Origin of the sequence: Streptomyces sp. NPDC100445, from assembly GCF_044759735.1 — a bacterium.
GTDB lineage: Bacteria > Actinomycetota > Actinomycetes > Streptomycetales > Streptomycetaceae > Streptomyces.
Genome location: NZ_JBIVZV010000004.1, coordinates 107826 through 120007 on the forward strand (window position 1 = coordinate 107826; position 12182 = coordinate 120007).

Sequence of the window (12182 nt, forward strand, 5' to 3'; positions counted from 1 at the left end):
CGATCTCCAGGGCGACTGCCTGCCCGTCGAGGAGACGATGCTCGACGGGGAGTTCTTCTGCCCACGTCAGCCACTCGCGCACGGTGTCCGGATCGTGGGTCGACGGGCACGGTCGCCACGGCGCCGAGAGGTGCCGGGCGCCGAACACCGGTTCCAGCGCGGCCCGCCGGCAGCAGATGGACCTCTCCCCCACTGACGTCCCCCATCTGACACCGACGCGCTGACGACGGCGCGGCGCGGCACCCCCGCCCACACGCAACCGGCTGAGCCGCTTCCGCCCCCGCAAGGACTCAGGCAGCAGCGGACGGACGAACGGCCATTCGACATCAGACAGTTCGTGACGACGTATCACCCGGCCATGATGCGATTATCAAGATCATTGACGGACGCTGCTCCGGTGTGTGCCGCAGGAACTCGTCGCAGGCGGACCGCCGTCAGCGGTGGCGGGCGGCCCTGCGGCGCTGCTCGGAGTCGGTCAGCGCCGACCGGCCGCCTGTAGTCGATGTCCGCGGGGTTGAGCGTGACGCCGGGGGCGACGATCTCGTCGATGCGGTCGAGGATCTCGTCGTCGAGCCGGATCTCGGCGGCGGCGAGCTGGTCGGTGAGTTGCTCGGCCGTGCGGGCACCGAGGATCACCGAGGTGACGCCCGGGTGGGTCGACGCGAAGGCGAGCGCCAGGTGCGTCAGGGAGATTCCCGCCTCGTCCGCCGAGGCCGACAGGCGCTCGACGGCATCGAGTTTGCGCTGGGCGCCCGGCAGGTCGAGGTTGAACTTGTGGGCGACCGCCTGCCGGAACCAGTTCATCTCGATCGGCTCGCCGCGGCGGAATCGCCCGGTCAGCCAGCCGCTGTTGAGTGGACTCCAGGTCAGCACGCCGAGTCCGTACTTCTGCGCGGTGGGCAGCACGTCCGCCTCGATACCGCGCACGAAGACGGAGTACGGGGGCTGCTCGGTGCGGAAGGGGATGTGGCTCCGGCGGTCGGCGGTCCACTGGGCCTCGACGAGCTGTTCAGCGGGGAAGTCCGAGGTCCCGATGGCCATGATGTTGCCCGCGCGCACCGGGCGCGGACGTGCTCCGCCCCGACATCGACCTCGACTGGACCCGGCGCGTCTACTACGCCCTCATCCACGAGGCAGCCAAGGAGGGCGCGGGAGGCGGCGACACGGATGCGCTCGCCACCCGCGCCGTGGACACGCTGCTGCGGGGCGCCGGGGCTCCGGCCGGACTCGCGGGGCAGACGGGAATCTGACGAGTGGCGGCAACATCGTGGTGGTGACGCGGGCCGGGTCGGCGTCGACGTCGATCCGCTTGATGCTGGATGGCCCGATGGGGGGAACGCCTTTGGGCTGGAGTCGCTGGGTGAACCACTCGGCCGCTTGGTGTGGGGACATGCTGGCCATACGTCCGCGTTGGCCCTTCGTCAGGACGGCAGTGGGCATGACGGACCGGACGGGATTGATGAACGCGCGGAAGGTGTAGGTGTCGCCGGACTTGATGATCTGATCCATGCCGATCAGATGGGGCGCTTCCGGGAGCGCGGCGCGGGGAGCGGGCGTCCAGTCAGGACTGACACGGGCCTGAGTGATGCGGGTGAGGGTCTGCGCGCGGTGGCGGGTCTGTACTGATGAAGGGTGCTCCCCCACTCTCGGGGGTGGCCCCTGATGGCGCACCCCGCGTCCGCTTTCGTGTCGTCGTACTCCCCACACCCGCGGGGAGGGTCCCGTGGTGAACGCCGTCCTATCGGGACCGCACAGATAGCAAAGGCACCGGCCCACGGGCGGCCGCGTCCCATCGCAGAGCGAGGTCGTCCGAGCGCGGACGTGCCGTACCTTCGCGGGTCTGCCCGCGGAGTTCTTCGGTTCGCCGGTCCGGGCGGATGCGCGCGGCCTCGTCCTCCTTCCGTGCAACCATTCGCCATACCTGGATGTCTCATCCCATAACAGCATGGCGACCAAGGGGGACATCATGCGGAGAACAAGACTCATAGCGACTGTTCTCGTCCTGGCGAGTGCCGGCCTGGGCGGCGCGGCGACGGCGGCGGACGCCACTGCGGCCACCGCGCGGTCCACGGCCTGTCCGACCGGCTGGGGCAGCGGAGCGAAGGGCGGTAAGGCCACCGGGGCGGTACCGCTGAAGGACGTCAAAACCGGCCGGCACGACTGCTACGACCGGATCGTTTTCGACGTGCCCGGCAGTGGCCCTGCCGTCGGCTACCACGTCCAGTACGTGGACCGGCTCCGGCAGAGCGCCAGCGGGCGCACGATCCCGGTCGCCGGCGGGGCCGTGCTCGACATCCATGTCGGCGCGCCCAGCTACGACCCGGCAACCGGCGCGGTCACGTACCCGGGGCGAGTGGGCGGCACCCTGCCCGGGGTGAATGTCCACGGTTATCGCACGTTCCGGGACACCCGGTTCGCCGGCAGCTTCGAGGGCGAGACGCAGGTGGGCCTCGGCGTACGGGCCCGGCTGCCGTTCCGGGTCCAGCGGGTGCCCGGCAGGCTGGTGGTCGACGTGGCCCACAACTGGACGGGGAGCCGCTGAGCGGATCCGGCGGGTCCGGGGCCGCGTGGGCAGGGTCTCCGCACGGTGCGGACGTCCTCACCGGTCCTTGCACGTCCGGAGGCATCCGGATGGCGAGCCGGTGCATCACCGCGGACGATGGTGCTCGAACCCTGGGCGCGGCAGCAGACCCTCTGTGTCCGCGCCTCACACAGGCAGCACCCGATTGTCGCCGACGGCCAGCGGCTCCGGAAGGTGATCACGTGAGGACTCCCCGCAGGTCTCCCTCCGGCGCGCACCCGAGCGTGCAACTCCCCTCGCTGGGAACCTGGCGGTCACGCGTGCGCGTAGCAGTGATCCTGCTGACCTTCCTCACGACGACGCTCCTGCTGGGGCGGTTCGGCCTCGCCGACTTCGTCCATGCTCTGACCTTCCCAGGGCGCGTCACCGGTACCGTCCTTCTCGTGGTCTCGTTCACCACGTTGGTGAGCGCCGCCGCGGTCCTGGACCACTGGGTCCGGCACAGCTTTCCCCACTCCGGCCTGGTCGCGCTGATCGGCGCGTTCGCGGCACTGCTGACCAACGCCATGCTCCTGGTCGAGACGGTGAAGGACGGTGAGTCCGCGGCCTACCCAACGCTCTTCGGCGCGCTCACGGCGGGTTCGGCATGGGCTGTCTTCGCGGTGTGGCGAACGTCGGTCACGGTCCCCGCTCCCAAGCGGGTGGCCGCTGCGGTGATCGTCTCCTCGGTGATCGCGGTGGCCAACTTCGGCTACCAGAACCTCTATCAACCGTACCAACGGGAAACCAGGCCTCTCATCACGTTGTCCATGGGGAAGGCCGTGCTGAGCAAGGACCACAAGGCATTCGCCGTACCGGTCGACATCACGATCCAGAACCACGGTGACGTGGGTTTCTACGTGCTCGGCACCGAATTCCACGCCATGGGGGAACGGGTGCCGCTCAGCTCGAGGGACCGGCTCCGCCAGCAGTGGCGCACCGACGCCGAGAAGTGGGCCAATGCCGACGAAGTGAACCCGCTCTCCCGCAGGGAGATCCACCAGCCCGGCGAGTTGGTGGAGGCACAGCCGTGGATGCCCTACGGACAATGGATCGAGTCGAGCGACACCTTCGCCACGCAAGTGGTGGTGCAGATGCCCATCGACACGCCGTACGACCAGGTGGCGTTCTATGCCACCGCGAGTCTCGCGCGCAAGGACCGGTTGGTGCTTCAGCCACCGCTCCAATTCCTGGCGTACTCCTGGAGTGGGTCCAAGGTGCCTCTATGGGTGAAGGAGCAGCAGAAGAAAGGCCTCGACTCCCTCATCTACCGTGCCAGGGTGCACGAGAACAACGCGATCGACGAAAGCACCAGGGATCCGCGCTATGTGACCGTCTACTGGAGGTTCGGCACGCACGGCGCGAGCGTGGCGACGTCCATCGCGCGACAGGGCGACGAGGACCACCTTCCCACTCAGGCGGAAGCACGCGAGGTGGTGAGCCGGTACGGTCTCGCCGACGTGATCACGGGGCCCGTCGAACGGACGCTGTGGGACATCAAGAGTCAGCGGTGACGGGCATCGCCGCGCCGGACGGGCCGGCGCGCTCGTCCAGTCCCTCCAGCCAGGCGACCAGGGCGAGCGAGCTGTTCACACGGTCCCAGGAGTAGGCGTCCCCCATGCCGAGCTGCGCCTCGCGCACTGCCCGGCACAGCGTCTCGACGTCGAACATCTCACCGATCAGCGGATGCCGGGCGCTACCGCACAGGGCGATGAGCTCGTCGCCGTGTCTCCGCAAACCGCGGGCATAGAGGTCGTCGAAAGGGACCTTGACCGTCCTGCCGAGGATCGGGGCCGGAAGCAGGTCAGCCATGGCCTCGCGCAGTACCGCCTTCGGACGACCCGGCTGGAACGTGGTCTCGGCGGGGAGGCGGCTCATCGTGGCGATGACCTCCGGGTCGAGGAAGGGGTGCGAGAGGAAGAACCCGTCCTGCCGCGCGCGGTTCCAAGACAGCAGGTCGGGCGCGGACAGATAGTTGGCAGCGTCGTACAGCGACTGTTCGGGCCGGCGCGCGAGCACGAAGCGGCTTTCCGCGATGCGGGCCTCCCGGTAACCGTGAGCCCTCGCGAATCCGGAGCGCAGCCATCGAGGGCGGTTGTACGTGCCGAGGCCGCTCAGCACTGTTCCGCTGCGGAAAAGCGCTGTGATCCGTTCGGATGCCAGCGGAAGACCCGGCTTGACGACGTAGGCGTTGACGATGTCCCGTACGCCCCGTTCGCTGCCCGCGGCCAAGGCGCGTGCCTGCTCGGTCATCTTCCGGAGCTGCCCCGTGCGGGCGAGCTGGTGCAGGTGGAAGGGGTTGGCGTCCACGATCGGATCGGCCCCGCATCCGGTCAGCAGGGCGTCACAGCCCCGTTCCGCGGCCGCCGCGTGAAGCCTGGTCCACAAGGGGGCGCGGAAGGCATGCGCGAATGGCTCGTCCGCGTCTCCCGCGTGGTGCTGGAAGTCGTCGAAGTCGGCCACGTCGTCGGCGTCGACGATCACGGGGCGGGCCGCGGGATCGTGCCGGCGGATCTCCTCCATCGCGATGTCCAGGTAGGGCTGCTCCGCGGCCAGTTCTCCGCGGGAGAAACCTCCGGCGACCAGGACGAGACCCCCGGGGCCGCCCCGTCCTCCGGTCAGCAGACGCGCGGTGAGCAGTGCCACGCTGGTGGAGTCGGTGCCGCCCGAGACGTGGCATGCCGTCGTCGTGCCCATACGGCGTCCGACAGCGTTCTCCAGTGCGCGACGCAGCTGCTGCGCGGCCTCACCGAGGGAGGGTACGTCCGTCGTCGGCACGGGCGGCTCCTGGGCCCGGCGGACACTTCGCGACACACGACCGCGTAGCCGCCCGCTGTTCGAAAGCTCCACCACCTCACCGCCGAGGACGCGGTGCACCCCGGCGAAGGGGGTGAGGTCCCCATGCGGTTGGGCCATGTTCCCCGTCAGATAGCGGCAGAAGTAGCGGCGTTCCAGCTCGGTGACGTTCCCCAGGCAGCGGGCCGAGGTGCTGACGGCGTTCACGCGGCCACCGGCCTCCCTGAAGAACAGAGGAATGCGTGCCTGCGCGTCGCGTATCAGGAGGACGCGGTCGCGGCACATCAGAACGGCCGCGTAGTCGCCGGCCGGCAGCGGCGGGGCGGTTTCCCGTCGGCCGAAGTCGGCCAGGAGGCGACGCGCACCCGCCGCTCGGTCACGGGCCGAGCCGACCCAGCCGACGACGACCGCGGTGCCGGCCTGTGAGGTGGCCGTCGACACGAGCCCCTGACGCACCATGGCCTCGGTGGCCCGGAGCATCGGTGCGCCGTCGGTCCACTCCAGGCGGAGCGCCTCCACGTCAGTGTCCTCCGCCGTCGATCGAGAGCACCGGTGTGAAGGTGTGCCCCAGCGGATCGGCGTCAGGGACGCAGCGGCCGGCCGACGCCGTCCAGGCGTGCAGGGCGAAGGGGCGTTCGCGCACGCCGACGTGCAGGACGGCTTCCGAGCCGCTTCGCCGCAGCAGGATGAACGCCGTCACGGCCTCGGACTTGCAGTCGCCGTTCACGAACCAGCTTCTGCGGCTGTGTGACTCCACCGCCCGCTTCAGTCGTCCGATCTGCTCCGCGGAGGGAGGGTCGGCACGGGCGTAACCCGGTGCGGCCAAGGACAGCATCCTGAGCACTCGCCCGAATCCCACGGTCCGGATCAGCAGGTGCACTCCACGCAGCCAGATTCCGACACCGGCGTCCGAATGCTCGTTCCGACTCGCGGTCGCGCACCGGGTACGAAGGAGACCGGTGACGAGTTCGGCCCGTTCCTCGGGGTTTCCCCCGGCGAACTTCTCGATTTCCTTCATCGTCATTCCGAAAAAACGCGTCCGCTTCCAGTCCGCGATCAGTGCCCCGTCGGACATGCGGATGACACGGCAATGCGGTGACAGAATGTGTGCCATGGCCTTCAGGCCCTCGCTGTCCTCTGCCACCGCACCTCCTCCAGGATTTCACCGTGAACGGTGTCAGGACAGGTAACCGTGACCGTCGTACATACCCCCGCTGAATCCCCGGATCAGACGGCCTTTGCCGAGAAGGACGGGCCGAGGCGGCTTACGGCGCCGCAGGAATCGGATCAACATCGCCTACCTCCAGAATTAGGCAGGTTGGATCAATTACAGGCTACTCCGTTCGGGGTGACCGGCAACCGGACCGTCGGTCGAGATCGCTGCGTGCCCAGGTGTTCCGGACCACCGCGCTGATGCCGCTGCGGGCCGAACAGGGCGTCAACATCTGGGGCGTGCAGGTGATTTCCTGGTGACGCAGCCGCCGCGGCGGCAGTCGATGGACACCTCCGCGGCCCTGTGCGACATCCTCGACCGCCGGCCCGACGGCCTCCGACCACCCCGTCGATCGTCGCCCGTCCTTCCGCGCGGGCGGCGCGGACGGAAGCTGCCACGGCAGCTCCGTCGGCCAGGCCACCATCGCTCTGCCGTCACCGACGCGTATGCGGTGCTGGAGGTCGTTCGCCCGGAGCCGCGCATCACGGGTGGGCCGGCCTGACCTGCGGCAGTCCGGCTCGCGGGGCGGGTCTGTCGCTCGTACGACACCGTAGCCGCTCAGTCCCCGGACCACCCGCCACCGACGGCCGGCCCCGCGGGGGCAAGACCGACGTCCGGGACACGTACGTACGTCATCACCGACCGTCGCTGACACCGTCCGGAGCGTCCCCGGCATCGGCGCGTCCCTCGGCGCCCAGTTCTCGGCACAGCTCGGCGGCAGACCGGACAGCAGTACCCGCCGGCAGGGCGATGACCACGCAGGCATGGGCGGCGAGGAGCACCCGCGCGGCGCCACCCACCTCCACCGCCCCGCCGACCTCACCGGGAACCGGGGCCCGCCCGGTGTCCCGAGCAGCGCCTACCCGACCGAACCCACCGGCCGCTCCGGGCCCGACGGGCCTGTGCCCGAGGTTGTGCTACGCCCAGGACCCGTCGACCTGATCAGGTGCGAACTACTGGCCTCGGAAGCGGTCCTCGAGCATGTCGACGAGTCCATGGATCAGCCCGTCGGGTGAGGGGCTGTAGTGCGGCACGGCCCATCGCGTGATCTTGGCGTCGATGAGCGTGGGCCGGCCGGAGGCCAGTGCCGCACGGAACGCCTCCTCGAACTCGTCGAGCGTCTCCACCCGGTGCCCGTCGGCGCCGCAGGCACGCGCGTAGGACGCGAAGTCCGGGTTCCGGAAGTCGACGAGAGCGGACTCCCCGTAGGCTGTGTACTGGAACATTTTGATCAACTTGAATTCCTCGTCGTCGAAGATGACCCAGATGACGGGAATGTTGTGCTCCACGGCGGTCATCAACTCGAAGCCGGACAGCGCGTAACAGCCGTCGCCGCAGCCGACGACGACCGTCCGCTCCGGGTGTGCGACCTTGAGGCCGATGGCTCCGTTGACGTGACCGGCCATCGGACCGAAAGCGCCGGCCTTGCGGAAGTTCTGCCCCTCCTCGAGTTCCGCGTAATATCCGAGCCACGCCAGATGCGCCCCGGCGTCCGCGAGCAGCACGCCCTGCGGGGGCAGCAGCCGGCCGATCGTCTGCGCGAGCTGTGCGGGGTGGATCTCCCGGGTCACGTGCGTGACATGGCGGACCTCGTAGTCCTGGCTGTCGACCTTCGCCGCCGGCACTTCACCGACCCGCTGTTCCAGCGCGTCGACGAGGGCGGCCACCGCCGCACGCGCGTCGGACAACAACGCGTGGTCGGGCCGATAGGCCTTGTGGAATTCCGTCTCGTCGATGTTCACCTGGATGAGCAGCTTGTTCTCGAACAGGTCCTCGCGGTAGTTGAACGTGGCGTGCTGGCCGAGCGAGTTCCCTATGCACAGTACGACGTCGGCCTCGCGGAACGCCTTCCACGCGCTCGCGTGACCGCTGTCGGCGAAGACCCCCACCGCGAGCGGATGTCCCTCCGACACGATGCCCTTGCCGTCCAGGGTGGTGAGCAGCGGAATCCGGAACCGCTCGATCAGGCGCTTTATCTCCGGTCCGGCTCCGGAGCGGACCGCGCCGAAGCCGACCAGCGCCACGATGCGTCGTCGCCGCCCGAGGGCGTCGGCCAGTACGGACGCGATCTCCTCGACCCCGGCCGGGTCGGGCCGCACCGGTGGCACGTCGAGCCGGACGGGCCGGAAGTCCGTCACCTCGACGCTGTGCTCGGTCAGGTCTTCGGGCACGTGGATGTGCACCGGGCCCGGCCTTCCCTCGAAGGCGAGGTTGACCGCCTCCTCCAGGACGTCACAGGTGTCGGCCACGTCGGTGAGCAGGAAGGACTTCTTGGTCGTGGCCGCGAACATCGCCTGGGAGTCGGGAGTGCGGTTCAGCCCGGAGGTCTCGTTGAGCGAGCCCCACCCGCGCCACTTCATCCGTGAATAGCCGGAGACGGCGAGGACGGGGTACGAGTCGGACATCGCCACGGCCAGTCCGGAGAACAGGTTGAACGCACCGGGCCCCGCCGTGGCGAAGCAGAACCCCAGTTGGTTGGTGTACATCGCGTAGCCGCAGGCCATGAACGAGGCGGCCTGTTCGTGTCGCGTGATGACCGGCCGGATCTGCCGCGAGTGCTTCAACGCCACCATCAGGCCGGCGGCGTTCTCCCCGGCACCGCCGAAAGCAGCCCGTACGCCGACGCCTTCCAGCCCTTTGACAATGGCCTCGTACACTCTCATGGCTCATCTCCTGCTTGCTGCGCCGGTTGACGTCCAAGTTCTCGCGTACCGCTCGGCCGTGGCCACGTTCCGTCAGTCATGGCGGAACCGTTCCTCGAGCGTCTCCCAGACGCCTGCGACGACGCCCTCGGGAGAGCTGCTGTAGTGCGGGAGGGCCCACCGGGTGATCCTGGCGTCTATCACCGTGGGCCTGCCCGATGTGAGCGCGGTCTTGAAAGCGGCTTCGAACTCCTCCAGCGTCTCCACGCGGTGTCCCACGGCACCGCAGGCCCTCGCGTACGCGGCGAAGTCGGGGTTCTGGAATTCCACCAGAGCTGATTCGCCGTAGGTGGCCGCCTGGTAGAGCTTGATGAGCTTGTACTCGTCGTCGTCGAAGATGACCCAGATGACGGGGATGTCGTTCTGTACGGCGGTCATCAGCTCGAAGCCGGCCATCGCATAGCAGCCGTCGCCGCAGCCGACCACGACCGTCCGGTCGGGTTGGGCCAGCTTGACCCCGATCGCACCGTTGACATGCCCGGCCATCGGCCCGAAAGTCCCGGTCTTGCGGAAGTTCTGGCCCTTGTCGAGGTCCACGTAGTAGCCGAGCCATGCCAGGTGCGCGCCCGCGTCGGCGAGCAGTACGGCGCGTTCGGGCAGCATGCGGCCGAGCTGCTGCGCCAGCCTGCCCGGATGGATCGCGCCGGGCGCGGGCAGGAGGTGCCGCCTCTCGTGGTCCCGGTTCACGGGCTCGAGCGGCCCGGCCGGAGCGGCCCTTCTCGCCAGGGCGTCCGTGATCGCCTCGACGGCCAAGCGGGCGTCGGAGACGAGTCTGTGGTCGGGGACGTAGGTCTTGCCGATCTCACTGTCCGCGATGTTGACCTGGATGAGCGCCTTGCCGTCGAACAGGTCTTTCCGCAGCCCGAACGTAGCGTGCTGGTTGAGCGAGTTGCCGACGGCCAGCACCACGTCCGCTTCCCGGAAGACCTTCGAGGCACTGGCGTGGCCGCTCTCCGAGAACACTCCGGCCGCCAGCGGATGGGTCTCGGCGACAACTCCCTTGCCGTCCAGGGTGGTGATGAGTGGTATGCGGAAACGCTCGACGAAATTCTGCACCGCGGTCTCGGCGTGGCTGCGGATCGCTCCGAAGCCGGTGAGCAGGACGATCCGGCGTCCGTCCCGCAGTGCGCCCGCCAGCACCTCGGCGATCTCCTCCACCCCCTCCGGGTCCGGCCGCACCGGTGCCGTGTCGAGGCTGAGGTCGTGGTAGTCGTCCACGGTCACCTGGCGACGGGTGAGGTTCTGCGGCACGTGGACGTGCACCGGCCCGGGCCGTCCCTCGAAGGCCACGTTCACCGCTTCCTCGAGCACCTCGCAGGTGTCGGCGGCATCGGTGAGCAGGTAGGACTTCTTGGTCGTCGCCGCGAACATCGCCTGCGAATCGGGGGTGCGGTTCAGCCCGGAGGTGTCGTTCACCGCCCCGCGCCCGCGCCAGTCGAGATCGACGTATCCGGTGATGGCCAGTACCGGATAGGAATCCGACAGCGCCACCGCCAGGCCGGAGAACAGGTTGAACGCGCCGGGACCCACGGTCGCGAAGCACACCCCCAACCGGTTCGTGTACATGGCGTACCCGCACGCCATGAAGGACGCGGCCTGCTCGTGCCGGGTCATGACGGGTCTGATCTTCGGCGAATGCTTGAGTGCCAGCGTCAGGCTCGCGATGTTCTCGCCGTTACCGCCGAACGCCGTGTCGACCCCCACACTCTCGAGCCCTTTGACGACAGCTTCGTAGACCTGCATGGCGCGGTTGCCCATCTCGTCATGGATCCTGATCGAGGCACAGCACATCCGTCCGGCCGGCGACGACGAGGGCCGGTCGTAGCGCTGTGGAGTACCGGAACCCGTCCTGGGCCGGCGTGATCCGCACACGGTCGGTACCACTGCGCAGATGATCACTTGACGGTCGAACCCGCTCCTCGGCGAGTCACGCTGCGTGCTCTCGCCCGGGGGATACGGGAAACGGACGAACAGCACTCTCCGGCCAGCCTAGAACAGGCTTGGCGCGAGGGCATCCGGCCCCACGGCGACAGCCGCCGTCGGCCCGGCACTGCCTGCCACAGGCGGGGGTACGGCCGCCGTCGCGACATGCGGTCGGCGACCGGTTGCGCGAACATGGTCGAGTGGGCTCGGGTGGGCTCGGGGTGAGTAGGCCCCGCCCGACCGCCCCCCTCTCAGAGGCTCCGTGCCGCTCCACCACCATCGGAGGACGGAGGATGCCGTATGCCGGAGACCGGCGTCCCGTACAGCGCGGACGAGCACCGAACGAGCCGCGAACCGCGGGGCGGAGCCAAGCCCGACGACCGTGCGTGCGTCAACGTCATCAGGGTCGTACCGGCCGGCGCTCCCGGAGCCCGCGAGGCGGCCCGGCTGTCGGCCCTGGACGCCCGCGGGCACCGTCCGACGGTCTTCGTCGGCACCGGCGCGGGCGCCGTACACGCGGTGCTGCACGACTCGCCGGCGCGGCGGCTCGGCGCAGCCGCGGTCGAGTCGGGGCAAGGAGTGGGCAGGGGCGCGGTGTTGGGGCCGGACCGGCGGCGGCGCCGGGTGAACGCCGCGACGGGGAGAATGCGATCAGGCGCAGTGGCCGCCACGGTGTGCCGGACCACCCGCACCGGTAGGTGCCGGTCGCCGAAGGCGGGCAGGCGCACCGAGCCCGCGCCGTCGATACGGGACACCGTGTGCGAGGCGGTGCGGATCGGCGGGATCACCGAGGACCTGCGTGCCGTGAGCGGGACCGGTGCACCGGTGGAGTCCGGTGCCAGGGCGACGAGCACCACCGGGCGCCATCGGCGTGCGGCTGAGCCATCCGGACGTCGCGCCGGCCACCGGGGCTTCGACACCGGGCCCGACCCGGCTGCATCGACGCGGCCGTCGAACTCGGCCGACGCGACGCCCACCACATCGGCAG

The 12182-nt window shown here is 69.4% G+C and carries 8 protein-coding genes and 1 pseudogene; 3 read left to right on the forward strand and 6 right to left on the reverse strand.

Annotated elements, in window-relative coordinates; translation table 11 throughout:
* Positions 1-348: 348 nt before the first annotated feature.
* On the reverse strand, positions 349-1041 hold the full coding sequence (locus ACIQVT_RS12220) for an aldo/keto reductase (protein ID WP_403751122.1): 693 nt from the start codon (positions 1039-1041) through the stop codon (positions 349-351).
* 29 nt (positions 1042-1070) lie between these two features.
* On the opposite strand from ACIQVT_RS12220, the gene ACIQVT_RS12225 reads away from it, so the two are divergent.
* Positions 1071-1250, forward strand: a complete 180-nt coding sequence (locus ACIQVT_RS12225) for a hypothetical protein (RefSeq protein WP_403751817.1) — start codon at positions 1071-1073, stop codon at positions 1248-1250.
* A 94-nt stretch (positions 1251-1344) separates the two neighbouring features.
* Here the strand turns inward: ACIQVT_RS12225 and ACIQVT_RS12230 are convergent.
* Positions 1345-1986, reverse strand: a pseudogene (locus tag ACIQVT_RS12230) (type I-E CRISPR-associated protein Cas6/Cse3/CasE); the annotation flags it as partial.
* Here ACIQVT_RS12230 and ACIQVT_RS12235 point away from each other — a divergent pair.
* Positions 1967-2542 carry a hypothetical protein gene (locus ACIQVT_RS12235; RefSeq protein WP_403751124.1) on the forward strand — a complete coding sequence of 192 codons (576 nt, stop codon included), beginning with the start codon at positions 1967-1969 and terminating at the stop codon, positions 2540-2542. The pseudogene ACIQVT_RS12230 and the gene ACIQVT_RS12235 sit on opposite strands and share 20 nt — an antisense overlap.
* 299 nt (positions 2543-2841) lie before the next feature.
* Positions 2842-4074: a hypothetical protein gene (locus tag ACIQVT_RS12240; RefSeq protein WP_403751126.1), complete on the forward strand. Its 1233-nt coding sequence runs from the start codon at positions 2842-2844 to the stop codon at positions 4072-4074.
* On the opposite strand, the gene ACIQVT_RS12245 is transcribed toward ACIQVT_RS12240, so the two are convergent.
* From ACIQVT_RS12245 to ACIQVT_RS12260, 4 genes are all read right to left on the reverse strand, one after another.
* Positions 4058-5875 carry an asparagine synthase-related protein gene (locus ACIQVT_RS12245; RefSeq protein ID WP_403751128.1) on the reverse strand — a complete coding sequence of 606 codons (1818 nt, stop codon included), beginning with the start codon at positions 5873-5875 and terminating at the stop codon, positions 4058-4060. The two genes, ACIQVT_RS12240 and ACIQVT_RS12245, sit on opposite strands and share 17 nt — an antisense overlap.
* A gap of 1 nt (position 5876) precedes the next feature.
* Positions 5877-6500 carry a lasso peptide biosynthesis B2 protein gene (locus tag ACIQVT_RS12250; protein ID WP_403751130.1) on the reverse strand — a complete coding sequence of 208 codons (624 nt, stop codon included), beginning with the start codon at positions 6498-6500 and terminating at the stop codon, positions 5877-5879.
* A gap of 1022 nt (positions 6501-7522) precedes the next feature.
* Positions 7523-9232, reverse strand: coding sequence for a thiamine pyrophosphate-binding protein (locus ACIQVT_RS12255; RefSeq protein WP_403751132.1), 1710 nt, complete (start codon positions 9230-9232; stop codon positions 7523-7525).
* Positions 9233-9304: 72 nt separating this feature from the next.
* Positions 9305-11029, reverse strand: coding sequence for a thiamine pyrophosphate-binding protein (locus ACIQVT_RS12260; RefSeq protein WP_403751134.1), 1725 nt, complete (start codon positions 11027-11029; stop codon positions 9305-9307).
* Positions 11030-12182 lie beyond the last annotated feature (1153 nt).